The 26,824-nt window shown below is 53.4% G+C and carries 22 protein-coding genes and 1 pseudogene; 14 read left to right on the top strand and 9 right to left on the bottom strand.

Translation table 11 applies throughout. The annotated features are described in order from the left end of the window. The 8 genes and pseudogenes from JE47_RS0100435 to JE47_RS0100395 all read left to right on the top strand — a co-directional run. Window positions 1-1,388: pseudogene (locus tag JE47_RS0100435) on the top strand (hypothetical protein); the annotation flags it as partial. Further along, window positions 1,373-2,023: a hypothetical protein gene (locus tag JE47_RS0100430; protein ID WP_031457869.1), complete on the top strand. Its 651-nt coding sequence runs from the start codon at window positions 1,373-1,375 to the stop codon at window positions 2,021-2,023. The pseudogene JE47_RS0100435 and the gene JE47_RS0100430, both read left to right, overlap by 16 nt. Before the next feature lie 130 nt (window positions 2,024-2,153). Next, complete coding sequence (locus JE47_RS0100425) at window positions 2,154-4,187, top strand: glutamate mutase L (RefSeq protein ID WP_031457868.1); 2,034 nt, start codon at window positions 2,154-2,156, stop codon at window positions 4,185-4,187. 853 nt (window positions 4,188-5,040) lie between these two features. After that, the gene (locus tag JE47_RS0100415; RefSeq protein WP_031457866.1) at window positions 5,041-5,739 is read left to right on the top strand and encodes a histidine phosphatase family protein; all 699 of its coding nucleotides are present in this window, start codon (window positions 5,041-5,043) and stop codon (window positions 5,737-5,739) included. Window positions 5,740-5,745: 6 nt separating this feature from the next. Beyond that, the gene (gene argJ, locus JE47_RS0100410) at window positions 5,746-6,963 is read left to right on the top strand and encodes a bifunctional glutamate N-acetyltransferase/amino-acid acetyltransferase ArgJ (RefSeq protein ID WP_031457865.1); all 1,218 of its coding nucleotides are present in this window, start codon (window positions 5,746-5,748) and stop codon (window positions 6,961-6,963) included. 15 nt (window positions 6,964-6,978) lie between these two features. Then, window positions 6,979-7,722 carry a hypothetical protein gene (locus tag JE47_RS0100405; RefSeq protein WP_031457864.1) on the top strand — a complete coding sequence of 248 codons (744 nt, stop codon included), beginning with the start codon at window positions 6,979-6,981 and terminating at the stop codon, window positions 7,720-7,722. Between the two features lie 21 nt (window positions 7,723-7,743). Further along, window positions 7,744-9,129, top strand: a complete 1,386-nt coding sequence (gene argH / locus JE47_RS0100400) for an argininosuccinate lyase (RefSeq protein WP_031457863.1) — start codon at window positions 7,744-7,746, stop codon at window positions 9,127-9,129. Window positions 9,130-9,169: 40 nt separating this feature from the next. Further along, window positions 9,170-9,691 (top strand): N-acetyltransferase, encoded by a 522-nt coding sequence (locus tag JE47_RS0100395; RefSeq protein ID WP_031457862.1) that lies wholly within the window; start codon window positions 9,170-9,172, stop codon window positions 9,689-9,691. Window positions 9,692-10,262: 571 nt separating this feature from the next. On the opposite strand, the gene JE47_RS20895 is transcribed toward JE47_RS0100395, so the two are convergent. Further along, window positions 10,263-11,888 carry a trypsin-like serine protease gene (locus JE47_RS20895; RefSeq protein ID WP_051871035.1) on the bottom strand — a complete coding sequence of 542 codons (1,626 nt, stop codon included), beginning with the start codon at window positions 11,886-11,888 and terminating at the stop codon, window positions 10,263-10,265. Between the two features lie 313 nt (window positions 11,889-12,201). On the opposite strand from JE47_RS20895, the gene JE47_RS0100380 reads away from it, so the two are divergent. The 3 genes from JE47_RS0100380 to JE47_RS0100370 all read left to right on the top strand — a co-directional run bounded on the left by JE47_RS0100380 (window position 12,202) and on the right by JE47_RS0100370 (window position 14,943). Continuing rightward, window positions 12,202-12,417, top strand: a complete 216-nt coding sequence (locus JE47_RS0100380; protein ID WP_031457859.1) for a Franean1_4349 family RiPP — start codon at window positions 12,202-12,204, stop codon at window positions 12,415-12,417. 914 nt (window positions 12,418-13,331) lie between these two features. Beyond that, window positions 13,332-14,054 carry a PP2C family protein-serine/threonine phosphatase gene (locus JE47_RS22050; protein ID WP_236631088.1) on the top strand — a complete coding sequence of 241 codons (723 nt, stop codon included), beginning with the start codon at window positions 13,332-13,334 and terminating at the stop codon, window positions 14,052-14,054. Next, window positions 14,032-14,943 carry a hypothetical protein gene (locus tag JE47_RS0100370; RefSeq protein WP_031457857.1) on the top strand — a complete coding sequence of 304 codons (912 nt, stop codon included), beginning with the start codon at window positions 14,032-14,034 and terminating at the stop codon, window positions 14,941-14,943. The genes JE47_RS22050 and JE47_RS0100370 overlap by 23 nt, the downstream gene beginning before the upstream one ends. Here JE47_RS0100370 and JE47_RS0100365 read toward each other — a convergent pair. Together JE47_RS0100365 and JE47_RS0100360 are read right to left on the bottom strand one after the other, a co-directional pair. Next, complete coding sequence (locus JE47_RS0100365) at window positions 14,926-15,888, bottom strand: CobW family GTP-binding protein (protein ID WP_031457856.1); 963 nt, start codon at window positions 15,886-15,888, stop codon at window positions 14,926-14,928. The genes JE47_RS0100370 and JE47_RS0100365 overlap by 18 nt on opposite strands. Next, a complete protein-coding gene (locus tag JE47_RS0100360) occupies window positions 15,872-16,999 on the bottom strand; it encodes a lipocalin-like domain-containing protein (RefSeq protein WP_031457855.1) in 1,128 nt (375 codons plus the stop codon). The genes JE47_RS0100365 and JE47_RS0100360 overlap by 17 nt, the downstream gene beginning before the upstream one ends. 610 nt (window positions 17,000-17,609) lie before the next feature. Between JE47_RS0100360 and JE47_RS0100350 the strand changes: the two genes are divergently transcribed. Beyond that, window positions 17,610-18,071, top strand: coding sequence for a hypothetical protein (locus JE47_RS0100350; RefSeq protein ID WP_236631087.1), 462 nt, complete (start codon window positions 17,610-17,612; stop codon window positions 18,069-18,071). On the opposite strand, the gene pyrC is transcribed toward JE47_RS0100350, so the two are convergent. Beyond that, window positions 18,068-19,063 (bottom strand): dihydroorotase, encoded by a 996-nt coding sequence (pyrC, locus tag JE47_RS0100345; RefSeq protein ID WP_031457852.1) that lies wholly within the window; start codon window positions 19,061-19,063, stop codon window positions 18,068-18,070. The genes JE47_RS0100350 and pyrC overlap by 4 nt on opposite strands. After that, window positions 19,060-19,992 (bottom strand): tellurite resistance TerB family protein, encoded by a 933-nt coding sequence (locus JE47_RS0100340; protein ID WP_031457851.1) that lies wholly within the window; start codon window positions 19,990-19,992, stop codon window positions 19,060-19,062. The genes pyrC and JE47_RS0100340 overlap by 4 nt, the downstream gene beginning before the upstream one ends. Window positions 19,993-20,300: 308 nt before the next feature. Between JE47_RS0100340 and JE47_RS21180 the strand changes: the two genes are divergently transcribed. Next, window positions 20,301-20,531, top strand: coding sequence for a hypothetical protein (locus JE47_RS21180; protein WP_081909971.1), 231 nt, complete (start codon window positions 20,301-20,303; stop codon window positions 20,529-20,531). On the opposite strand, the gene JE47_RS0100335 is transcribed toward JE47_RS21180, so the two are convergent. Beyond that, on the bottom strand, window positions 20,496-23,234 hold the full coding sequence (locus tag JE47_RS0100335; protein WP_031457850.1) for a TPM domain-containing protein: 2,739 nt from the start codon (window positions 23,232-23,234) through the stop codon (window positions 20,496-20,498). The genes JE47_RS21180 and JE47_RS0100335 overlap by 36 nt on opposite strands. A 142-nt stretch (window positions 23,235-23,376) precedes the next feature. Continuing rightward, complete coding sequence (locus JE47_RS0100330) at window positions 23,377-24,357, bottom strand: hypothetical protein (RefSeq protein ID WP_236631086.1); 981 nt, start codon at window positions 24,355-24,357, stop codon at window positions 23,377-23,379. Window positions 24,358-24,507: 150 nt separating this feature from the next. Between JE47_RS0100330 and JE47_RS0100325 the strand changes: the two genes are divergently transcribed. Beyond that, a complete protein-coding gene (locus JE47_RS0100325) occupies window positions 24,508-24,699 on the top strand; it encodes a hypothetical protein (protein WP_028457053.1) in 192 nt (63 codons plus the stop codon). A gap of 132 nt (window positions 24,700-24,831) precedes the next feature. Here JE47_RS0100325 and JE47_RS0100320 read toward each other — a convergent pair whose 3' ends face one another. Together JE47_RS0100320 and JE47_RS0100315 are read right to left on the bottom strand one after the other, a co-directional pair. Beyond that, window positions 24,832-25,911 carry an STAS domain-containing protein gene (locus JE47_RS0100320; protein WP_031457848.1) on the bottom strand — a complete coding sequence of 360 codons (1,080 nt, stop codon included), beginning with the start codon at window positions 25,909-25,911 and terminating at the stop codon, window positions 24,832-24,834. Between the two features lie 85 nt (window positions 25,912-25,996). Beyond that, a complete protein-coding gene (locus JE47_RS0100315) occupies window positions 25,997-26,740 on the bottom strand; it encodes an SDR family NAD(P)-dependent oxidoreductase (RefSeq protein WP_031457847.1) in 744 nt (247 codons plus the stop codon). Window positions 26,741-26,824 lie beyond the last annotated feature (84 nt).

Raw genomic sequence — 26,824 nt, 5'->3', positions numbered from 1 at the left:
TCACTGACGTGCCTGCTTGGTTGCGAGCGGCTGAACCGCAAACCAGTGATGTGCCTGCCTGGTTGCAGGAACCGTCATCAAGTACGGTTGATACACCTGACTGGTTAGTAACCGATGCAGCGACAGAAGCGGTACCGTGGTTGGAAGCAGCGTCAGCTCAGTCTGGTTCCGTTACCGAGCCACCACCAACGACAAGCTCAACCAGTGATGAATTCTTGAGTGGAGCTGACTTACCACCCTGGTTGCGAGCTTCATCTGAACGAGTGGCTGAGCCGGCAGTTACACCTTCATTAAGCTGGTTACAACGTTTAGGAAGTCGTGAGGCCGATGAGGGTGAAGCGGTTTTGGCCGGGGCTGAAGTGACTGTTGTGAAACCGCCATTGCCAGCCCCTGCTCGGCGTACTTCTGATCAGATAGCGGCAGTTACATTACTCGAACACCTGCTTCAATCACCATTACCGGTAACGATGCCCACCGAGCAACCGGCTGTCGCCCGTCGTCGTTTACCGGTTCTTGAACAATGGCTTGCCCTAGTTTTATTGCTTGCCATCCTCATTGGTCTGTTGTTGCCAGGTCTGACCGGAACACTGACGAATCAGGTGCAACCATCTCCAGCAGCAGTTGCGCTCCATGATCAGCTCGCCAGCCTGGGGAGCGAAGATGTGGTCTTGATCGCATACGAGTGGAGTGCACAACGTGTTGCCGAATTGCGACCACTCGAATCCGCATTGCTTGCCGAATTGACTGACGAGCGAACGAAGCTCATTATCGTTAGTACCGACCTGCAAGGAACTCTGCTCTCGTTTGATCTGATTGGGCCATTGCGGGCCGCCGGTTACAACAACGAGAACGGTGTGACTTTCGGCGGACGTGATTATGTGCTGCTCGGTTATCGGCCAGGTGGTGAACTGGCTTTGCGCAGCCTGGCCCTCGATCTACGCGCTGAATTGCGCCGTGATTACACTGGTCAGGATGCAACCGCAGGCTTACTGGCGACCCGACCTGATGGCACACCTCGAATTGAGACGTTAAACGATCTGGCAATGATCGTGGTTCTCGCCGATCAGGTACAGGATGTACAGGCCTGGATGGAACAAATTCACAGTGCAGCCCCAACCGTGCCGATTGCATTCTTGCTCCCTCAAGAGGTCTATCCACAGGTCCTACCGTACCTGCGTTTACCTTATGTCTACGCGGTAGCCGGTCAGCGCGGTGCTATCGATTTACTGGCCGCAGGAAATGCTGACGAAAAAGCAACGTATGCCTATTCCTATCAGACATGGGCAACACTGGTGTTTATTGGTGTGCTGGTGCTGGGAATGCTGATCGTTGGGATTGGTCGTTTGTTCCATCTGGTAAGAGGTAAAGACCGATGGATATTGCAATAACCTTCATTCCAGTTGTTCTGACGCTGCTGGTGTTTAGCCGTGTGATCGGTGATACACCGGCTTTTCGGCTGGTGCAATATCTGTTTGTTGGCGTTGCACTCGGTTACGCTTTCGTTGTTGTTTATCACCAGGTGCTGCGACCGGCTGTTGTTGATCTGGTTGCGGCCAGTGGTCAACCAGCGCTGGTTACCTGGCAGTTGATACCATTTGTGTTGGCAGCTCTGTTGCTTACTCGTGTCAGCGGCCAACAGACCAGTTCCTGGCTGGCAAACATTCCGTTAGCGCTGGTCTTTGGTGTTGGCGCAGCACTGGTTGTCGGTGGTGCGATAGCCGGTACGATACTACCACAAGTACTTGATTTTACTCGCGCAGATTTCTCGTCGCCAGTAACCATTCTCGGCAGTATTGTGCTGGTCACTGGCTCAATTGTCACATTGCTCTCGTTTTCACTGACACGCTCGTCTGATCCGCAGCGACAACGCCAGATCGATCTGGCAGCTCGCGTAGGACGGTGGGTGTTGTTACTGGCATTTGGCTTCTTCCTGGCCGGTAGTGTGAGTTCCTATCTGACTGCGCTCAATGAACGACTGCTCTTCATCATTGACTGGGTACGCGCTGTTTCAGGAAGCAGTTGAACATTCCCTACGCACCATTCTCGCCATAAGGTGAGCAAACGTCTGTCGAAAACAGTCCAGTGCAGGGATGGCAAAGCATACTTACACAACCTCTTGTTGCAAATCAACCGCAGAGGACAAGGTGCATAGCATGGCAGACAATGTGCGGGCCATACTGGCAATCGAAATCGGTAGTCTGACGACCAGAGTTTCACTCATTGACCAGGTCGATGGCGAAAGTCGGCTGATCGGTCAAACCGAGACTCTGACCAGCCGTGAATTACCGTATCAGAATGTGTTCTTTGCGGTGCAGGAAGCAACTGCACAACTCGCCGAACTTACCGGTCGGCAGTTACTGCACGAAGGGCACTTGCTGATGCCACGAACCATTACTGGTGACGGTATTGATAAAGTGGTAGTGGTTACCTCAGCACTCGAACCGTTGCGCGTGGTTGTAGCAGCAATTGCAACTGATGTCTCGGCACGAAGTGCGTTGCACGCTATTCGTGGGGTGCCGAATGTCGTGTTAGAGGTGATCACTCTGGATGATGTCTCACATCACCCAACCAGTAGTGTCCAGTCATGGATTGAGCGTCAACTTGAAAAACTACTTCCACTCTTACCAGACGTGATCATCTTGACCGGTGGTATTGAGGGTAGCGCCATTGAGTCGATGAAGCGGCTGGCGCATCTGGTTAATCTCAAGCTCTCTTTCACCGAAGCCATCAAACAACCGTTGCCCACAGTTATTTATGCCGGTAATACAGCCGCAGCATCAACCGTTCACACGATCCTGAGCCGACACAGTTGTGAGTTGATCAGCGTAGCAAATGTACGACCAACGCTCGATCAAGAGAACGTCACCCCATTACGACAGGCATTACTGGCTCGCTATGCACGACAGCTTACCGATTTGCCTGGCGTACAGCAGTTGGCAGATTCTGAAAAGAGAACGCTACACACGATTATTGAAGCGCAATATGTGATGACGCGCTTCCTGGCCGAGCGACGACAACAGCCGGTCTTGTTTACAGATGTTGGTGCGACAACCACCACGCTGATCGCTGCCGCACCAGATCACGTAAGTGCTGCAATCCACGGGGTTTGTGGCACCGCATTCGGGGTCAGCAATTTGTTATGCGAAGTTGGCCCTGCCGCAATTGCCCGTTGGCTACCATTTGCGATTGAAGAGCAAGAACTGATCGAACGAGTATTGCAGCGAACGTTACGCCCACAAACAATGCCCGTAACCCGCGAGGATTGTTATCTTGATCTGGCGATTGTGCGCGAAGCATTAGCTTTGGGAATGGCTACGTTGCGCGAGGGACAGCCAGCTCTGACCTACAGCTATCTTGTTGTTAGTGGAGGTGCGCTGGTTCACGCCCCTCATCCTGGCATGACCCTGCTGGCGATCCTCGATGGTTTGCAGCCAGCGTATGAACTACCAGGCCTCCTGTTACCGATCCATCTCGACAGTCTGGGGCTGCTGGCGGTATGTGGTGGCATAGCAGCGCACAGCGCCGACGCGGCTGTATCGGTTTTTGATCACGATTTGCTGACGAATACGCCATTAGCAACCTGCATTGTGTTACAGGGTGGCAATCGGTTCGGCGATCCGATCGCTGAGATTGAACTGATCACTGTTGGTGGTGGTAGTGAACAAATCCAGGTCCGCAATGGCGATCTGCTCCGCCTGCCGTTACCGATTGGTCGTTATGCACAGGTAAAGGTGCGACCACGAGCCGGTGTGCGTGTCGGTAAGGGTGCCCCTGGCGAGGCGGTCGAGAGCGATCCGGCTGAAGTGCACGGCAGCCTGCTCGGCCTGGTCGTCGATGCACGAGGACGACCGCTTGCCTTACCAGAAGATGGTACGGAACGCCGACGGCTTCTCTGGTCATGGTTGCGGGCAGTCGGTGCTGAGCACAGCGATAGTCCGTACCCTGAACCTGTAACCACGTTACCGGAGATGCCGATACCGGAATCAGTGATAGCACCTGTACCAGTTGTCGCCAGGCAACGACGAAGCTGGTTTGGACGCCGGAAACAAGGGCAAACACCGTCGGAGATGACCTTATCACCGGCAGAGACATCACCGGCAAAAACACCCGCTGACGATCTCGATGAGCTGCGCCAGAAGGTCACAAAATCTGCGCGTCGGAGTTGGTTTGGTCGGCGCAAATCGTAATAGCGTTGTATATCAAGGCTTTTCTACGTTTCCGGCAGTGGTGTAGCAAAGAGAACAGAGGTAGCGGGATGAGTGGTTTTCACCCTCCCGCGAGTGAGGGTCTGAGGGAAGAGCAGAAACTCGTGGTTCTGATCAGGCACTCAGCAGGGGCGTCGGCTAAAGTGGCGAGAAACGACGCGCCTCATCAACAATTTGGGCTGTTGATGAGGCGCGATCTATGGCATTTCCAAGATGGTTCAGGGAACATTGGCGGGCAACTGGCGCCCTCACCATCCCCCCTGGTCCCTCTTCCACACGGAACGAGTAAGGAGGGGCAGAGTGTGGCTGGCGTGAAAGTATGTTGGCTCCCCTCACACAATGGTCGCACGAGTACGGGACGTGCCCAACGAGCAATCTGGGTTTTGATCAGGCTCTGAGAGCATGATGGTCGGCTAATGCGCCAACCGATGAGTTCCCACCATAGACCACACAGCATGGGACGGCGGCCAGCGCCTTGCGAGAAACTGGGTAGATCGGGAATCCCCGTCCGCACATGCATGAGTCCAGGGTTGAGAACATTGAAAAGCCCTTCTATCTGACACTGCACAGCACACACTATTGTGACCTGTGGTATACTACTTTCGTCAATTTTCGTCAGGCGAGAAGGCGGTGTTACGATGTCTGTGATTATCCAACTCTGCAATATGTACAGCGATTTAGCTCCTCGTCATAGTCATCGTCGCCGTCGTCGTAGTCAGCCAGTCACACGATCTGGCTAGCGGCGCCTGCATTCTTGTAAGGATTGTTCTCAGGCCAGCTTGCCAGCGCAGGCTGGCCTCTTTTATGTAGTGACCTGTAAGTAGCGAAGGAACATATGACCCACTTGTATTTGATCCGCCATGGCGAGTCGGTCGCCAATGTGAAACCAATCGTAGCCGGAATGAAAGGTGACGTCGGTCTTACCGAGCGCGGTATCGAGCAGGCTAAACGTCTGCGTGATCGTCTGGCCACCAGTGGAGAGATCAAAGCTGACGTACTGATTTCATCAACATTACCCCGTGCCCGCCAAACTGCCGAGATCATTCAACCGGCCCTGGGAATTCCGATCATCTTCGACGATGAAGTGCAGGAATTGAAAGTCGGTGAAGCCGATGGCATGACAAATCAGGAAGCCTGGGCCAGGTTTGGTGTTCCCGATTTTGACCGTTACCCGCTCCGACCACTTGCTCCCGGTGGCGAAAGTTGGGGCGACTTTACGCTGCGCGTCAGTCGTGCACTTACCCGCATTACCAGTGAATACGAAGGGAAGACGATTGTCATCGTTTGTCACGGCGGTGTCATTGATTGTTCGTTCATCCACTTTTTCCGGATGCCGAGCCTGGTGGTACCACCGATTGATTTTCATACCCGTAACACCAGTATTACCTGGTGGGAACGGGTAAATCGGCGTCATCAACAACTCTGGCGGCTCAACACGTACAACGATATTGCTCATCTACAAGGAATTGGTGCAGTTGAGTCGGTTCGCTGGGAAGACACCCATCCCGCTGCACCAATACCAACCGAGGAGTAGGAACGCATGATAACATTTCTTGCTGACGGACACGCTACCAGCCCACGAGGCTGGCGCGCCGCAGTAGCGGCATGCGGGATTAAATATGCCGATCGCGATGACCTGGCTCTGCTGGTTAGTAATTATCCGGCAACAGCAGCCGCGGTGTTTACCACTAACGCAGTGAAAGCCGCACCGGTACGCTACGATATGGCACTTATGGCACAAGGGACTGATCTGCGGGCAGTTGTGATTAACGCCGGTAACGCCAATGCCTGTACCGGCGCCGATGGCGATGCTGCGGCTGTTGCGATGGCGCAGGCTGTCGAGCAGGCGTTAGACTTGCCGCCGCGCAGTACATTTGTTATGTCAACTGGAACAATCGGTGTTCCTATGCCGATAGAGAAGATTGTGCGCGGGATTGCAGTGGCGGCCCGGCGACTGAGTCCTGAGTACGGACCGGCTGCGGCACGTGCCATCATGACCACCGATACCCGCCCCAAACATTGCGCTGTAACTGTAACGCTCTCTGGTGGTCAGGTTATTACGATCGGTGGCATGGCTAAAGGTGCCGGGATGATCCATCCCAATATGGCAACCATGCTGGCCGTTGTCACCACTGATGCGACCGTACCAGGGCCAGTCCTCGATCAGGCGATGCGGCAGGCGCTCGAAGTGAGTTTCAACAGCATTAGTATTGACGGCGATACCAGTACAAACGATACGTTGCTCGTTATGGCTAACGGGGCCAGTGCTGCGCCGCCCATTACCGATCTTGACACTCCTGACGGTGCTGCTTTTTGTGCCGGTCTGACAGCGGTTTGTCAACATCTTGCCCATGCCATTGTCCGTGACGGTGAAGGAGCAACCCGTTTTGTTACGATTACAGTGCGTGGGGCAGTCAACGATACCGAAGCTAAACTGGCAGCAATGACCATTGCCCGTTCACCATTGGTGAAAACGGCGTTGTTTGGCGCCGATCCCAATTGGGGGCGAGTGTTGTGCGCAATTGGTTATTCGGGGGCTACTGTTGATCCTGATCGAGTCGTGCTCTCGTTTGGTGGTATGCGGGTGTTGGAAAATGGGTTACCGTTACCGTTCGACGAGCAGGCTGCCCATCAGTTGCTCGATGTCGCCGAGATCACGATTGATGCCGATCTCGGCCTTGGCGAGGGCAAGGCAACAGTGTGGACGTGTGATTTGAGCTACGACTACGTGCGGATCAACGCCGCATACCGTACTTGATGCCGGGAAAAGATCATGGATCTCGCCGACTGCCAATCGATTGCGCGTGAACTGTGTCAGCGCCTTGCCACAGCAGCGGACGTTGCCATTGTGGTGGCAGGGATGATAACGCCCGCAGCACCGCTTACCGATTTTGATCCGATTGAGTTGTTGCTCATCACGGAGCAAGCACGGCAACGTCCACTGCACAGTTTCATGATGCGAGGTGTGCCGGTAACGATCCATCCTATCGCCGTCCCTGATCTGGAAGCGGTCTTGCAGGCACCCGATCTACGCTGGCCGCAATGGTTGAGCTGGCTGGCGCAGGTACAACCTGTGATCGGTACGGCTGAACAGGTACAGGACTGGTTATCACGAGCCAGGGCGTTACCAGAACGTGTCTTTTACCAGAGCATCATTCCGTATCTGCCGCAATTGGTATTCCAGCGTTACAGTGAATTACGGGCAGCTACCGTGCGGCGTCAGGCTTCGGTGGCAAGATTGCTGGTGTCTGAATTATTGATGGAAATGATCAGCGCACTCTGTTTGATCAACCGTTGTTGGACCACACAACAGCGATATGCTGGTCTGAACGAGAGTTTTTCTTTCCCGTTACAACCGCGTGATTGGCCGCAACTGGCTCCTGCACTGATCGCAGCGCAAGAGCTTGATGAGATCGGACGGCTGGCCGGCACGCTGATCGGGAATTACTGGCAACTCCTGGTACGTTGTAGCCTACAGATCGAAAACTACCAAACGATTGCCAGTGCACCATTGTGATACGAAAGAGGAGGATTGTCGATGGAACACCGGCTCTGGGGAGGACGGTTTAGTGAACCTACGGCGGCAGAGATGCGCCGCTTCAACGACTCATTCCATTTTGATGTGCGTCTGGCCGAGGTTGATATTGCCGGTAGTATTGCCTGGGCCGGTGCGCTGGCACAAGCTGGCCTGATCAACGAGACCGAACATGCCGATCTTATCCGTGGTTTGGAACAAGTGCGAGCTGAATTCGCAAACGGTACGTTCGTGGCCGTAGAAAGCGATGAAGACATTCACACCGCTGTCGAACGTCGGCTGCGTGAACTGATCGGCGATGCGGCGCTCAAGCTTCATACCGGACGTTCGCGTAACGATCAGGTCGCTACCGATATGCGTCTCTACACCATCGGGATTGCCCGTCAGCTTAACCTCCGTTTGCGTGATCTGCAACTAGCGCTCTTGTCGCAAGCCGAACAACATACTGCGACGGTTATGCCAGGCTATACCCATTTGCAGCGCGCCCAACCGATTACGTTTGGGCATTGGTGCTTAGCTTATGTTGAGATGTTTGCCCGTGATCGGAGCCGTCTTGAGGACGCGATTCGTCGCATGCGTGTGCTCCCACTCGGCGCAGGTGCGCTGGCCGGCAATTCGCTTGTGATCGAACGTGAGCGGCTTACCGAATTGCTCGATGAATTTGATGAATTAGCGGCGAACTCGCTTGATGCTGTCAGTGATCGGGATTTCGTTGCCGAAATCCTCTTCGATTGTGCTCTAATCGGTGTCCATCTCAGTCGGTTGGCCGAAGATATTATTCTCTATGCCAGCGCCGAATTTGGCTTTCTCGAACTGGCCGACGCCTACAGTACAGGCTCAAGTCTGATGCCACAAAAGAAAAATCCCGATAGTATGGAGTTGTTGCGCGGTAAGAGTGGTCGCCTGTTGGGAAACCTCGTAGCATTGCTTACGGTATTGAAGGGACTGCCGCTGACCTACAACAAAGACATGCAAGAAGACAAGGAACCACTCTTCGATAGCTTTGATACACTCGATCTTGGGCTACAAATAGCAGCAGCGGCCATTGCGACAATGAAGGTGAAACCCGAACGAATGGCAGCAGCCCTCGATGATGCGATGCTCGCTACCGATCTGGCCGATGAACTGGTACGCCGGGGCATTCCCTTTCGTCTGGCGCATAGCAAGGTAGGACGATTGGTGCAGCGGGCATTGGCGCTCGGCGTAAGCTTGCGCCACTTGCCACTCTCTGAATATCAGGCCATCGAACCTACCCTCGATGCGAGTATCTACGCAGTATTCGACATGGCGCGTAGTGTAGCCCAAAAATCGAGTTACGGCGGCACCGCGCCCCAGCGAGTACGTGAGCAATGCGCACGCTGGCGCGAATTGTTAATGCAGAACGACTGAGTCGTACCCCGATAACAGATGGAGGATTACAAAAACAGCCATGACTAGCCCATTGTACGCACCTCCGGTAAGTTTACCGGTCCTTCACATCCGACCCGACGCTGCGGTTACCATTCGCCGGGCGCGAGTCAGCGATGTCCCACGGCTATACGAAATTATCAACTACTACGCAGCACGTGGCGATATGCTTCCCAAGACGCTCGATCAGCTCTACAATCGGGTACGTAATTTTAACGTGGCCGAGGCCGATGGTGAAGTGATCGGTTGTGCTGCCTTGCACATTACCTGGGCCGATCTGGCCGAGGTGGTCAGCGTTGCAGTCCATCCGTCGTTCCAGGGGCGCGGGATCGGTCGAAAATTGGTCGAACCACTCTTCACCGAAGCGATGGAACTAGGCATTCCTACACTCTTCACGCTTACCTTGCAGGTTGGTTTTTTCAGTGCGCTGGGATTTCGCGAGATTCCCAAGTTACGGCTCCCGCACAAGATCTGGCAAGATTGCGCCACGTGCTTTAAGCAAGATCGTTGCGATGAAGTAGCGATGATTCGGCAGTTGCCGTAGGTGAGAGTCGTTATCTCAGCACCTAGTGACCAAACATACGCTGGGTTTGAGTGAAGCGACAAATTATCAAAGATACAGAAGTTGCACAATTCGGGAAAGCCCATTATACCAGGGGTATCAGTTATGCTATACCCGACAATCGTGCTGAAAAAAGAATGACTTCACTGCAAAAAGGTGATCTTCTCACCACAGAGACCGCGGAGATCGCAGAGACTAAAGATAATTTTATCTTTCATTGAACATAGGGTTGTGAAATTTTTCTTACATGCACCCAATGGCCAAAAATTATTCACAAATCTTAGACGCTCTGCGTGCTCTGTGTACTCCGTGGTGAGTTTTTGCAGTGGACTCAAAAATGAAATACGCGCAACATACCTGATCATTGTCAGCACGCGGGCCAGAGGCCCGCGCACCCAGGGAATGGGAACGAGAGGGGCGGATTTGGAACCTACCCCCAATGGCGTGCTGAGTGTTTCGATATTTCTACCCAATTCCATCAAGACGCGGGCCAGAGGCCCGCGCACCCAGGGAAAGGAAGCGCATTTCAGACACATCAGACACACTCCGCGAGCTACTTCTGAATGATCGGAAGATAACGTACTGCTGGCACAGAGACGGTTTGCGTCGCTCCACCGTAGACTAATCTCGTGCTATTCTCAAGCAGCTCTACATTCGTGATCCGTGCAACATTACCCACTGCACCAGCACGTAGCAGAATCGCTACCTGCACCTCATTGCTAGCAGGAAGATCGACAATATTCCAGCTTACCTGTCCGCCGCTTTGTGTGCCACCATCGCTGATTGCCACTACCTCAACACTATCAGGCAGATCCACGACTAACTCAAGATTAGTCAAATCGGCGCCTGCACCCTGACCAAAGTTAGAAACAGTAAACACAACTGGAAACGTCTCACCGACTTCAATAAATTGTGGCGCTTCAGAGCGTACAAATGGCAACGGCTGATCGATCCGCGTTACAGTAGCACCACGGGTATTGTTGCGGATAAGCGATCCACCATTGGCTTCGACCCGATACGTATCGGCAACAACATTCGCAGAAGCCTGAACCTGGTAGGTAAGAGCGATAACATCTCCTGGAGCGAGACTACCAACCGACCAGGTAACCTCACCAGTGCCGCTGTTGTAAATACCGCCATCACTGATGCTGCCCGTTACCAGCGTAGCACCCGTCGGAACAGTCGAGAACACCTCGACATCACTCAGCGTCGTTGGCCCACTATTAGCAACAAAGATCACGTACTCAAACGGTTCATCCGGTGCTGCCGCTGAGAGATACCATAGGTCAGGATCAAACATCTGTAACTTCCAAACATCAACATGAGGCTGGTTGTTGATCTGCGCAGTAATCCAATCGGCGAACGAGGCAGTTTTAGCGTACACACCGGGGAAGTTCGGCCAGGCACAACCGATTCCAAAACTAACGATACCGGCATGAAGCAAGCCACCAGAGCCATCGGGAACCATCAGTGGCCCACCGCTGTCACCCTGGCAGGTATCAATCCCGCCGGATGGATACTGACCAGCGCAAAGGTGCAACGATTCATTCAACCCACCACTGTAGCGCTCATTACACGTCGCTATGTCAACAATCAGAATGCTGGCCTTATGAGCCACGTCAGGAAAATCAAGCCCTGTCTGTGGTAAGCGATTACCCCAACCGGCAATTTGGGCGGTTGTACCTGCTACAAAGCGAGCTGCATCCGCCGGAGTAGCAATCTTGATTGGTGTGATGTCGATCACCGGATCGGCCAATTGTAACAAAGCGACATCGTTGGCGAGAGTCACTCCCGCAAGGTAGAGCGGATGAGTAATAATTGCTGCCACGATCTTCCGCTGAGCTGCGGTCGCCTGTGACAGGTCTTGCTGACCAACCAGCACCTCCACCTCCGTTGGTGCAGCTATAGAAGCTACACAGTGAGCTGCCGTGAGCACCCACTGCGTCGTTGTGAAATCACCGCCATCGTCAATCAGTGCACCACCGCAAAATGCAAACGCCTCATCGGTAATCGACGCATCGAGCAACGCCACCAGCCACGGATAATCACCCGGTTGCACCGGTTCACCGCCAACAATACTAAGTGTTGGCGGTGGGAGTGGTCGCGATGAGGCAACCGATGGCAGCAGCCACATCACGATCAGAGCGAACAGGATCCCCCTCCAGAATAGTTTTCGCATGGCATCTCCTTATCATTCCAAAATCATGTAACGTTATTGATTTTAATAATATCAAAAGCAACGTGACTTGTCAATGAAAGGAATGTCATATTGCGACCATTCCTGCATCCAGCAGTATCCAAAACGGTAGATCAGGCTGTTGCATCGATGAAGTAAAAAAGTGGTATATTAGACGTGAGCTTTTCCATGGTTAGCTCTAGCAGGAAAATTGGGCAGAAAGGCTTGTTTCACCACAATCTTACTAGCGCCACACGGGAGCAACCGAGAACCGGTACAACCCTGGAGATAAGCACGTAAAGCAAGGAGACCACGTATGAGTCCTGATTTTGAACGACTGATTGGTCGGGCAGTCCTTGATCCAGACTTTCGCAAGCGGCTGCTTGATGATCCTGATGCAGCAGCGAAGGAAGCCGGTCTGCAACCCGATCCAGATGAGATGGAGCGCCTGCGCAAAGCCCTAACCGATCCAGCTCAGCGGAAACAGCTTGAAGATATTGATCGGCAGATTGCTGCGCCGCGTTGGTATTAGGGCATGTCTGAAAATTCTGACCATTTAGTCCATGGTTGTATCTTTTCTTGTTCTCCTTCCCCCTCTTATGAGGAAGGAGGACATAAACAGGTACAATCGCAAGAAGAACAGCCTAGAAACAAACGCTTTATTGCGGATTCAAAGACAATGATACTGTCTATCTTAGCCTAATAGCACGTGCAGACACAGACAGTATCTCTGAACACTTGAGGACATTCCCTGATTGAGGCGCATTTCGACGAGCATCTGTAAGGAATATGAATTTGCATGACATCCAATCACTTAATGAACTGTTGAAACAGCTCGATACGGAAAGCGATCAAATACGCTTGCGTTCAACCTTACAAATACTTAACCGGATCGTACTAACCCTTACCCTGTTAGCACTTCTTATTATGCTTGTTCCACCGCTCTCAACTATAGATTCTTATATTATTGTTTTCCTTTCAATTGCGGTTAATATTCTGATTGAATGGTTAATCCAGAGAGAGCGCACGAACGTTGGTTCATATATTTTTGTAATTTGGACAAATTTTGGTATTATTATTTTTATGATTTCGAACGCCATTGCACGAGAAATGGTTAATATAATTCTGTTTGCAGAAACTATACCGTTGTTTATTATCTTGGGCAGTCTATTATTAGGTTGGAGATTTGCAGGTATTATTATGGCAATAAATCTAATAATAGTCTTTTCTGTTTTCTATTGGTTCTTCACTACAACGGGAACATCACGAGGTGTGTTTGAAGAAACGACTGGGCTATTTATACCAGTTTTAATCTATTCCGTTCTTGTTTGGGCGGCAATTTCATTTTACCAATATTATCTAACCGCTTCACGTCATAAATTGAATCAGGCGCGGACAAAACTCTTGCAAGACCAAATACTTCGCCACGATCTGGAAATCGCTCATATGCTTCAGCAACGCCTCTACCCATCGGCACCACCACCGATAGACCATATCCAGATCGTGGCATATTCGGAGCCGGCCCGTGAGACGAGCGGAGATTTCTACGATTTTGTGCGGATGCCCGATCAACGTTGGGCCATCGTTGTGGCCGATGTGACCGGTAAGAGTATTGCTGCCGCAATGGTGATGGTCATGGCACGCTCGATTCTCCGCGCCGCTATCATCAACCACCAGCGACCGGAAGCAATTCTGCGCGCTGCAAATAGTGCTCTTTGTGCCGATGGGATCGATAACCAGTATGTCACTGTTTTTCTGGGTATTCTCGATTCGCAAAACAATACGCTCCAGTTTGCGACTGCCGGTCACCCTTTTCCATTTCTCCGTCGGAACGGTCAAATCCAGGAGATCGGTTATGGTAGCCTGCCCCTGGGCACACGACTGAGTGTTGATTACCGTGAGACAACGTTGCAATTGCAAGCAGGTGATCAGATATTTCTCTTAACCGATGGCTTTTTTGAAGTACAAAATGCTCACCATGAAATCTTCGGTTTTGACCGTCTGATGAACCTTCTTGATCAGGTCGATCCGAACGATCCGCAGCGAGCAATGGAACAACTCCTGGCGACTATCAATCAGTTTTGTGGTCAAGTTGAACGAAGTGATGATATGACTGCACTGATCATTCAGGTGCTCCCACGAACGTATGCTGCAACTGCTACCGTCTGAAGAAGACTACTGGCAATCTGTGTCAGCGCAATTGATGACGTTGATTGAACCGCTCCCCCCAACACTCCGTCAGCCGCTTGTTCAAGTGCTCGACAACTCGATTCATCGTCTTCTCACTCTCTGGCCTGTCTGGTTGTCGTCTTTGATACCTCTTCCAACATCGAGCCGAGATCGGCTCGCTTTAGCAACCTTATGCGGTGGTTGGGCAGCAGCAATCCGTGATGCGTGTCTCGATGGCGAGCTAACCCACCTGGCTGCACCACTGAGTCGGGCATTGCGGCGCAGAGCATGGTACATGTTTGGGACGCTGGGCATCGATCTGCGATTACTGCTAGAGTTAGAACAGCGCATGGTTGCTGCATATCGAAAAGAACTTGCCGCCCGCACGGCTACCGGCTGCTGGCAACCAGCACAACTACGGCTGTTAACAGCACGTTGGGTTTGTGATCGAGCTGCGGGCTGGCACGCTGTGCAGCGTGCTCATCTGATGCTGGCCGGTGTGCTGCCAGATCACCCGCTGACCCTGACATTGACCAACGCACTTGATGCACTGATCCTGGCCCGTCAGCTCGGTGATGATGTTTCTGATCTGGCCGATGATGTTCGCGCAGGCCGAGCCGGTTGGCTTATCCGACTCATTGCCGAGGAAATCTGGCGGGCTGAGGGCAAAGCAACGCTAATCGAAGAGCAACGTATCGTCGGACGCTGGCTGCTTGATACAACGCTACGTCAGAAAGTGGTACGCTTCCATGCAACGTTATGTCAATATACAATGCAGGTATTACAACCCTACACCGGGTACATTCCCCGACTGATTGATCTGGTTAGCTCAGAGCGAGATGTCGGACCGATGATAGCAACCATGAACCTGTTAGTACTCCCACACTAGCCGCTCGCGCCATTGGTTAATCCGTTCGTCACTATCAATACACGCATCTAGCGCAATCCGTGCGTGGGTCAGGGCACTATCGCGGCCAATGAGAACTAACCGGCAAAGCGGAACCGGTCGCTCTTTGATTCGTAAGGCACTGCTATTCACACGCCCGGCAACCACATGCACTTCATCAGCCCACGGTGAATCGGTACAGTAAACAATACCTTTGGCACGAAACAGGCCTTGTTCGGTAAGCTGGCGTAAGGTTTGTTCCAACATCGAACGGCATAACGGCAGATCGGCGTACCAGTCGATAGCGGCAAATTCGCTGTGCTGGTGCGGTAACGAATCCGGGATCGAACCATCGTAGCGCGGACTGAAAATCAGTTCAGGTGCGACATCGCCATACACGGCTGAAACAATTGGCGCACGCCGATTAATTGAGCGCAGCCGTTCATCGAGATGTTGCCGGGCCTGAGGAGTCACCAGATCGGTATGCGTCACCAGGATCAGGTCGGCAAGTTGAAGCTGACGCATTGTTAGTGGTGAAACAGCCATAACACGGTCAAAATCGGCTGCTGAGACGAGGGTGACTAGTGTATCGAGCGGAACATCGGCGGCTCGCAACTGGCGGATCAGGGCACCCGGTTCAGCAAGGCCGCTGGTCTCGATAGCGATTGCCGCCAGCGGACCACTGTCGATCAACGTTTCAAGCGCAAGCAAGAGATCACTCCCTGCCACACAACACACGCAGCCACCCGTCAACTCGATCAACGGTACAGCACCACGCTGCGCCAACAACGTACCGTCAATTCCCAGCGCGCCAAATTCATTGACGATAACACCGATACGACGATCAGCGCGTTCTAACAAGCGGCGCAGCAGCGTTGTCTTGCCACTGCCGAGAAACCCGCTGATCAGCGTAACCGCCGGAGTTGTCCACTCACTTTGTATCGGCATAACCGGTCAATTCCACGTACCCTCGACCACGCATGCTGCCACTCACCTCAACTGCACCCTCCCAGTAGACGACAGACGTTGGTAGTTCCTGGTCGCGTAGCGCTGGCGTCACCTTAAGCTCGATCCCATAACGCGGAATGCGCATCTGCCAACCAGAGGGGTACACTGCCCCACTCCGTGGACTACGCCAGGTTTCAGTAACTTCCAGCTCTACATCGCCAGGGCCAAGAATAATTACGGTATTATCGGGGAGAAGGAGGCTACCGCCGACAAACGGTGATGGCTTACCATCTGCCGCTCGAAGCTGGTAATACATTAGATCGTGACCACTCTCAAGCTGTAAGGCAAACCAGTCCCAACCGACCACCCCCTCTTCGAGCGCGCTGGTGCCCCATTCGCGATCCATCCAGGTTAGACCATTCACGGTATATGTCACAGAGCCGATCCGAATGGTACCACTGCTCACCATGCGCGTCAGTGAATAGTAAGCCGATGCGTTGCCAACTTGCGAACCCTTCTGACTCACGCCGGCATTTCCCTGTAAGACCGGTGGCCGACTGTTGACCGCCACCAGATCGAGGGCCACATCATCTTGGGCAGCGCGGAGCCGCATCGTCATACCTTCAGGTCCACTGCCTTCTACCGACCAGTCATTCAGAAAGACGTGGAAGGGATTACCACTGGCACCCGCCAACCCTACTGCGGCCCGACTAAAACGCTCGAAGGCATAGAAGCGTCCCCCATTAATATCACTGATGGCAAAGTGAGCCATGTAGACTTCATTGGTCGCCCATGCCGAATCACGGGCCGGCAGGTACGGGCTGAGCGCTCGTCGGAAGAAGGTCAGTTGGAAACCAAAGCGCCGTCCGTTTTCGGCTGTCAGATTACCGGTATAGTACCACCACTCAGTTTGAAACGTTTGATGCGGGCCGTGATCGGCAGGAAAGATGAAAGGTCGTGGTTCAACAACACGCTCAAAGCCAGCGATGTCACCGGCATTCACGGCCTCAATTGCGCCAATGGTAGCCTGAACGACCGGTCGAGCTGGTGAGCTACAAGCGGTGAGGAATGTTACGGCGATGATCAAAATCCATTTTGCAAAAGAGTGCATAACTTTTCGCTCGTTGTAACGGTTATATAAATAGGAAGTCTCTTTAGTAGTGTACCACGGATTGATGCAGATACTCGGGATTGGTCGCGAAATGAGTGGGTAGCGGTACGCTCCGCTACCAACAGTGGCTTGCTGTCAATCGGGAGAGATAGGGGTTCTTAGAGCGTGATTAGAACCTGGGCTTTTGCTGAGGCTCGACCAATGGCATCTCCAGAATGGTTCGGGAAACGTTGGCGAGCAACGCATGCAGCTCTTCGAGGCCATGGAAACGGGTAGCAACGGTTTCAGCGCCGGTGCTGCAGAACACGCCTGGCGCCCCCCACCTTTCACCCTGCCCCCCTTTCTTTCCCACACAGGGCGAGGAAAGGGGGAACGTGGGGTGGCTGGAGCGAAAGAATGTTGATACCCTCACGAAATGGTCGCACGAGCACGGTACGTTCGCAATAAGAAATCCGGGTTTTTGTTCAGGCTCTCAGGTACGATCCGCAGCCAGATGCGGTGGAGCATAGCCAGACAACTCAGACAGCGTGCCACTCGCTCACATGCAGGTGCGGGCCAGAGGCCCGCATTCACAAGGAATGAGAGCATTATGTTTTCAAAGGAGTGTATAATGAACCCTGACGATGATGCCCGTGTCCTTGTAGTTATCGTGCCAAAACCGCACGACCTGGAACTAGTACGTACCGCAGGTTGGTACCGACTACCGCTGGCCCATACGCCACCGCAACTCGCCGCCGATTACCTGGCCTTTTATCAACCGGCCTCATTTGGTCAGGCGCGCTGGCAGATTCAGTACTATGCCGCTATTGTACGTTACCAGCTTGTACACCGCCGTGATCTTCTCCCAGCGGAGGCAACCCACCCACGAGCCGGAGATCGTTATTACCGCATTGACGTAGGGCCGCTACAAGAACTCGAACGACCGGTACCATCGGCACGTTTACGCTGCATCACCTTTATTGCGACTACCTTTGGCCGTTTACGGCAGGCAATCGATGTTACCGATCTGTTCACCCCAACACCACCGCCAGAGGTATGGGGTGGTGGTTTAGCCGGAAAAGTAATCACCTAGTCGGTCAGTACGCGCCAGCGTAATGTTTGACCGGCAGCGAACGGCACGACATCACCGTACCGTGGTGGTACCGTCCAGGGGTCTTCAACCAATCGCACCTCGCGCTGCGGTGGCTTCAACCCATGAATACGGCAAGCATTACCGCTCACAAAATCGGGCAAACGGTCGAGCGCATGATGACGCTCAAACAGTTCAACCAGCATCGGCAACAGCACCGGCGCCGAAAAGACACCGGCAGCACAAAACGCCGCCTCCTTGCGCTCAATCGGGTGCGGTGCCGAATCACTGCCAAACATCAATTTAGGATGACCAGACAGAGCTGCGGCCAAAAGTGCATCGCGGTCTGACGGTCGTTTGGCAATTGGTTTACAGAACAGATGAGGTTGTAGCAGACCACCAGCTACATCATCAAGGGTAATCAAGAGATGGTGGAGCGTTACTGTAGCAAACAGGTTCGGGTAGCGGTCAAGTAATTCGAGCGCCGCAGCCGTCGTGATATGTTCCATCACAATTCGTAGACGGGGGAAGGTCTGGGCCCAGCGCTCATACACCGGTAAGAATTCAGTTTCACGATCCAGCACAAAACCGTGGCTTTCACCGTGTACAAGCAGGGGAATCCCTAACTCTTCCATAACAGCCAACGTCGGCTCAATTGCCTGCAAATCACTGACCCCACCAGTACTATTCGTGGTCACGCCCTCAGGGTAGAGTTTGATCGCAAAGATTCGCCCACGTAATGCGTGCAAGGTAGCGGCATCGTAAGCGCGGAAAAAGAGGGTCATCAGTGGCATAAACGGATACGACGCCACTGCAGAGCGTATTTCGGCCTCGTATGCCGCAAGCCGATCAAGATTATCGACCGGTGGCACCAGATTCGGCATGATCACCGCACCGGTAAACTGAGCCGCAGAAAATGGCGCCACCAGGCGGAGCATCGCTCCTTCGCGTAGGTGTAGATGCATATCAAGGGGAGCAAACAGCGAAATGGTCATAGACGTTTTCCTGGCTGACGTGGCAGACGCAAGCGTGCTGCCACAAAGCGATCATGAGGAAGATTGATTGCAGCCGTGATCCGGCTAATTTCGGCGCTTTCAGCGCCAGAAAGTTCACCGTCGGCAAGCGCAACCGCAAAGAGTGCGTCGAGAAATCGTTCACGCTGCTCGACAGTTGTTGCGTCGGCAAACGCCTTGGTAAGACGAAAAAAATCGAGATTGGAAGCGCTCTCAGTCAAGGCTATTTCAGCGACCAACGTTGCCCGAGTATGATCCAGATGCCACCACTCTTTGAGGATGGTCACAATACGGTCGTGCTCTGCGGGAGTCACCTGATCGTCAACACGAGCAATCAGGGCAAGGAGACCACCGGCCAGCGTTAAGACGTGCAATTCATCGCGGTCTATCCCAAGTGCGTCGATGTCCTGCCCCAATCGCATATGTAAGGCATAGTAAATACGATTACGGAGAAATTCCGGCAACAGTTCCTCACGATTCGGACCAGGAGCACGAATTCCGAGTGCAACCCGAAAAGCCCGTCCAAGCTGATGCAGCAAACTCTGGCTACCACGCTCCAGGGCATACTGAATCGCTTGCACCACTTCACGTTCAACCGGCGTCACTACTCGATCCGCAGCCACCAGCCGCTGAATCGTGTGTAAAACCATCTGACGTTCTTCCGACGTCACAATCAGATCGCGCAGATCATCGACGAGGCGTGTGCGTTCAGCCGCTTCAACTGGTGAAGAGAGATACATTTCCAACTCGGCCCACTCATCGGCGGTCAAGGCGAATTGACCGCCGGTTTGACCAAGTTCGGCCAGCAACCGTTTGAGATCGTTGATTTCATCAAGCGAGAGTTCGCCATCGGCCCAGGCTGCTGCAATTATCACTTTCGCCAGGGCCATAACCAGTGGATGTTTTGCCATGACAGTTCCCGATGTTCCCCAAGAGCGATAATCATTGGATGTTTACGCTTGTGCGACGCGACCGCTGAGCGGATTTTGTCAGCACAGACCTCGAAAGAACAGGTTTGCCACGTTTTCGATACCTGTACTGCGAAGTTCCTCAATACAGAGGATGAAAGCTCCTGTATTTTGAAAGACAGTACTATACAGAAGACTAGAAATATTGTACAATAGCTAAGAAGAGATTATCTACCGGTAAAGAGGCCGGTCACAGCAATGTCGCTCGCCCGTTTGGGTAGAGCGACGTTTGACATTTAAGGAGTAACACCATGCAATCTCAACCTCGTTGCCCACGTTGCGATCAGCCGCTGGTACCAGAAGGTATGTACCTCCGTTGTACGACGCACGGTCTCTTCTTCCGCTACGGCCCCCGCCGGTTGTTAGCCGCACCGATGACAGTTGAACGACACGAGCCATTACTACCCTGGCAGACGTTGAGTGAAGAACCTGCCAGAAAATTATCGCTACCAACCTCCACCACCGCCGCGGCCACCAAATGAACCACCACCACCACCGCCGCCGAAAGAGCCACCGCCGCCGCCACGGCTACTCCATTCACTTGAATCCGACGATGAACTCCATGAGTAGCTATGCCCCCAACCACCGGTCATATTCCCCAGCCGTATTAGTGTTGAGACAATAGTATCAGTAGCCTGGGGTGAGATAACCGGTGGTTGTAGCGTGTTGAGCAAATCGGTTGCTGCAACATCAATGTCCTGCGCTTCACGCAAGGCAGCACGTAATGCTTCTTCACCATTGATAGGTAACCGAATTTGGTGAAACCGTTGCCGCAATGCCGTAATTTGCCCCACTACTGCAGATGACCCCCCCAGTGGCGATGTACGTTGTAGTTGAGTAATGCGGTTCAACTTTTCACGTACCCGCTGCAAAACCTGATTGAGTTCAGCACGTAACGTTTCTAAACGCTGTACTTCGGCATATGCCTGCTGGTACGTCGTGGTTGCAGCCTCGGCCAGAGACTGGTACTGTTCAATCGCTGCGGTCAATGCCTGCCGACGTGCCTCATCTTCGTGGATTTCAGCCTGCTGGAATAACGTGTATGCCTGTTGCAGCATTGTTCGTACCTGCTCAAGCTGTTGACGGACCGCTGGGGAAAGATCGGCATCGTGAACAGCCACGTAATGCACCAGTTTTTGCACTTCATTGGTTGCCAGTTGCTTTATCTGCTGTGCACGCTCACGTAAGCGAGTGGTCTGCTCAACTTCATCACGGGCGCCGGCCAGCGCTTCATCGGCCAGGCGATCAGCTTCTTGCGCGGCGCGAACCAGTTGTAGCCAATCGGGTTTTGCTTTGGCTGCTTCGGCCTTCGCCGTCGCCAGCAGAGCTGCCGCCTGCCTTAGTAGAGCATCAGCATGAGGACTGACATCAGGATTATGGGCCGCAACAAACGATGTTCCATCTGCAATCGACCGTTCTGCCTCGGCTAGAAGGTCACGGGCGATAGATCGGGCTTCTTCCAACGCACGAAGCCGATCGGTAATCGCCGTAATCAGCCGCACCGCGTGATCGAGTTCCTGCTCGGCAGCATCAAGATACGAGCGCGCAGCCAGAAATTCTTGTACTTCCATCGTATTCGCTGTTCGCGCCTGCTTCCAATGCTCAAAAGCACGTGCAACGGCTGCCTCTGCCTCACTACCGTTTCCACGAATATCAGCCCAGGTGCTCTCGGCAAATTCATCAACCAGATCAAATGCCTCGCGCCCAGCGGCAATCAATTTTGCTGTTTGCGGGCCACGTGCGGCCAGCGCTGCAATACGACGTTCGTTGTCAGCCCGAATGGTCGGAAGATCAAAGCCTTCTCGCTGCGCCCGTGCAAGCGCTGCTTCAGCTTCTGCGATTGCAGTGGTTGCCGCTGGTATTGTACCTTGCTGTAACGTATCTGCCAGTCGATCCAGCGCTGCTCGCGCTTCATCGAGGGCTGCGTGACATGCTTCCATCCGATAACCCTCAGCGGCCAGCGCCTCTGCGGTGCGGCGGCCTTGAGGAATAGCGGCTCGTACAGTTGCATACCGGTCGAGAATGTCAATCAGGGTCTGTCCGATTACCGACGCCTCTTGCGCTGTGTGGATTGCCTCAGGAGCCTCTAATCGCTCTAGGGCCGCTTCTGCCCGATGAAGAACAGACTGAATCGGCCTGAGCACGGCTGCATGATCGGTTAATTCCTTCCCAAACTGAGGCAAGCGCTCAGAGACGTCGGTCAGGACTTTTTTTGCGCGTGCAACATCCTCCTGCGCCTGACGCATCAATGCTTCATAATGAGCACGCCGTTGATCAAGCGCATCAAGGTAACTGGCAACCTCTGCGGCCTTTGCCTGTAGCTGTTCATAAGCGGTTGCTGCTCTCTCTAACCGCTGCACCGATGGCTTTGCTTCACGTTCCAGTTGCTCGCCAATCTCGTCAAAAGCGACTTTTAAGTCGGTAAACGCTTTACGCACGACCTCCTGCATCTGCTCTAACTCGGCTACCGCTGCTGGTGGATACGAAAGACGGTCAAACTTCGCCTTCTCGAGCGAACTGTTAAATCGTTGCCCAAGCTGCACGATCAGGGTGCCAATCCGTTCACGAGCATCACGCAATCGCCGCTCGGCAGCCTGACGAGTCTTTTGGCGACGGCGAAGCTGGTACACACCGACACCGGCAGCCGCTACGCCAGCCAGACCCAACCCGCCGATCACGACGGGGGTTAAATCGGTATTGATGGTAATCCCGCCACCCGGACGTGGCGGATTAACGATTGCAGCTTCAATGGCCGTTAATGCACTCGTTACACCGCGCGTAAAATCGCCATCTGATAGACCAGGGTTAAGTTTATCGGTACGGATCAGCTTGTAGTTGTCATTGACTGCCAGCGCGTCGCTCCATTCGTCACCGAACCAGATCGCACTATAGCGATCATTCACTGCGACGTAAATGGCAATCAGCGTCGAGCGCACAGCGCCATCACTACGAGCCAGGCCGTCGGCGATGAGCCGTCGTTCAAAATCAGCTTCACCACCGGAATCAACAACATACACTGCTACCTGTGCTCCACGGCGTAGCAGCGGGTCAGCAGCGGTCTGAACGGCAGGTTTATTCAGACGACCAGCGGGATCGAAGATCACCAGCTGCCCCTGCGCCCATACCTGCGTCAGGAATACTAGAGCAAGCACCACCCCGATCCACCAGCGCAATGCGATTCGCATGCCCAATCTCCTCTCTACAGCACCTTTCGGTCAACAGGTGTGAGCATTTAAAAGACGATGAAGCGGTGAGCAGACGATTTCACAGCACGCTTCATGCTCTCCTCCTTTTTTACGCTGAAATAGCGGCTGACGTTGCATAATTTCATGGGCGTGGAGAACCACTGCCTGGATTGGGTAGGTCACGGGCATCTGCGGGCGGTGTCAAACGAACAGGACGGTTAATATCACTCAACCGGACATCAAGGACAAACGAAAAAGGTTGAGCCTGCCCTTGCGGATCAGTTGCCGTACCATCGAACGTGATTGTCAACTGACGCAGATAGCCATCTGCACATACCAGTATGCGAGCAGAGGCTTCGGAAACGGTACTATCGGGCAACTGGGTAGGTAAGCCAACTGCACCTAGACTGGAAAAGAGAGCGGTCGTAGCGTCACGGTCGCCCAAGTATTCCTGACATTGCACACCATCTTGCTCGACGACTGCCCCAGCGGTGAAGCGGCTGAAATCGGCACCTGAACGGCTAACTGCGCTTAATGTCGTATCAACCTGCGTTGGCGGGGTAGCGATGGCACTCTGTTCTGGCGTTAGTCGGTACCAGACATCATCGGGCGCACCGAGGAAGGTAAGCGGCCCGCGCACATAACTGACACCACCAACCGTCATAGCCTGTAGGCCACGGGTCACATCGGCGCCGAGAAACGCTGCCAGAAAACCGCGCAGTGTGAATGAAACATCGGCGCCAGCAAACTGCCCATCGAGAGTCAAGAGATCGGTTAGATTATTCCCCAGATTAAAACCTCCAACCAGACCACTCCCACGCAATGACAGTTGCATCCGGTAGGTATCGATATTTGCCGTCTGCCGAATTGCCGCTGGAATTGCCGTGCCTGCCGGTTCTGCGACGGGTGTTGGGGTTAGGGTTGGCGTTGGTAGTGGGGTTGGAGTCGGTAACGGTGTTGGCGATGGCACCGGTGTCGGAATGGCTGTCGGCGATGGCGTCGGTGTAGCAGGTGCACCACATCCGATGAGCAGCACTGTAATCAGAACAAACACAAATAGACGCACAAAACCGTCCTTTCTGCTCAGACGCATTGCCAGGAAGGCACGCAGGGCAATGCGCATGCTGATTATAGCAGTGGCTAAGCAGAGATCGCAAAGGAGCGGGTAAAGAAGGAAAAGGTGAAGTACCCTGCTTCATTCGCGGTAGCAGTTGCGCTCAGCGCATAATCGCAGTATGATATGACAAACGTATGCGCAGACAGGAGGCGAGCGATGGATCTCTGGATTATGATCGGTATCGTCATCTTCGTCTTTATTGGTCAGGCCATTTTGTGGTCGTGGGTCATTATTCGGCGCAATCAAGTAGCTCCCGACGTTAAAATCTTTAACTGGCGTGAACTGTCACAGGCATTCGATCGCTGGCTTGAAGAACGGCAGCGGCGGCGGCAGCGACGTTCATTCTAGGCCTGAACGTGCGAGGAATGTCTGCATCATCCGGCAATCGTCGGTGCTCAGGCCTGATCAGCCCCTTTCTGCATCATAAAGAACAGAAAGGGGCAATGGTCATGTTCTTCGCTACCGTCTATGCTCCAGCTTTCAGGCGGCTACCCGATCCCACTTAAGGGCAGAGGCAAGATCGGCGGCAGTAGTTACCTCTGACAAATCAATACCAAGCGCAACAATTGTCTGAGCAACTTCTGGCCGGATACCAACCAGCGTAACGGTTGCTCCCAGCAAACGAGTAGCCTGTACTAGTTGCATCAACCCTGCAGCAACTGTCGTGTCAACAAAGGGCATTCCGGTAATATCAATCACCAGATGACGGGCGTTCGTCCGATCAATTGCCTGAAGCGCAGTAGCCTGAGCCAGAGCAACTCGTTCCGCGTCAAGCTCGCCGACCAACGGCATAATCAACGTCTCGTGGGTAACGGGCAGTACCGGCATACTCAAACCACGAATTAGCTCACGTTGACGTTCATTCTCACGTAACAACCGTGACTGCTCGGTCATTTGCCGTTCCACTTCAGCCAGGGCCTGCTGTAAATCAGCCGTTCGTTGCGCAATCCGTTCCTGCAATCCGTTACGCTCTTGCGCAAGTGCTTCGTTCATCTCACGCAGTTGAGCAATGACACCAAAGAGGCGTTCGTGGAAAACCCAGAGCTGAAGCAGCAAAATTGCACTGATACCTGCTACTCCGGTGAATTGAAACGGCAACACCAGCGGTTCCGGAATCGGTGGGAAGAACTGCACTTGCGAACCAACGACCATCGTGGCAATCACCGCAATCCACGCTACGATGAGTAAGCGCTTGAGGATTGCGCCACTTACAAAGGGAAGCATTGTGACAATCGCAATAATCGGGCCAAATGCCATTAATGGCGCCAAATCAGGCAAAACAATAGCACCCAGGAAACCATACAGGGTCAATGCAACAAAAGAAGTCGTTAGCGCGATACGGATCTGACCACTTTTCGCCTGCCCCCATGCCTGTAACAAACCAACCACCAGCACCCAGTCGAGTATCATCAGCGCGACCAGGGGGGTGGTTTGCCAGATCAGGGCAGATACCGTAGCAATGAGGGCTACTACCCCAACAACCCCTGCCATCCATAGCAGGAATTGGCGGAGCTGGCGACCCTGTTCAGGAGATAGATGAGCAATTGTTGTTTCATTCATGTCCGAATGCCCTCTATAACACTGCTACGCCTTCATATGCTACCATATTTTCACAAACGTATAACATTCAACGTTTCGTTTCGTCCTAATCCATCGTCAGCCCACCATCGACATCGAGCGTTTCGCCAGTAATAAACGCGGCTTCTGTTGAGGCCAGAAAAACGACTGCTGCAGCCACTTCAGACGGCGCTGCAAACCGACCCAGTGGAATGAGACGCTGTGCCCGATCTCGTAATTCCGGCGTCATCGCGGCAAGGAGTGGAGTTTCGACCGGACCAGGACAAACAGTATTGGCAGTAATCCCAAACGGAGCGAGTTCCCGAGCCAACGCTTTGGTCAATCCAATCGCACCTGCCTTCGCCGCACTGTAGGCTGCACTCCCAAGAATGCCACCACCACGTTTACCGGCAACCGAAGCAATCGTAATCAGGCGACCATAACCTGCTGTAATCATCGCCGGTACTGCGGCACGGCATGTATAGTAGATCGCCGTAAGGTTGACATTCAACACGCGGTGCCACTCTTCTGGCGTTAAATCGAGAAACGGTGCGGTGCTGAGCACTGCCGCATTGTTGACCAGAATATCGAGCCTACCCCACCTGGTAATCACATCCTCGATTGCCGCCGTCACCTCATGCACAGCAGCGACATCGACAACCACACTCTGCGCACGTGGACCGAGTTGAGCGGCCGTTTCAGCCACTGCCGCAGCATCACGGTCAAGCAACGCAACATACGCCCCATGTTCAATGAGAGCAGCGGCAACAGCACGACCAATCCCACGTCCGGCACCAGTCACAATGGCCATTCGGTGATGAAGATCAAACATAGGAGACCTCGTTTGCTAGAGCTGACACTGACAGGAACATGGTACGTCATCAGCCATCTATTTGGCACCGCGATAGCAATCGGA

The organism is Chloroflexus sp. MS-G, assembly GCF_000735195.1.
In the GTDB taxonomy this organism is placed as follows: Bacteria; Chloroflexota; Chloroflexia; order Chloroflexales; family Chloroflexaceae; genus Chloroflexus.
This window is presented reverse-complemented; position numbering and strand designations above follow the sequence as displayed.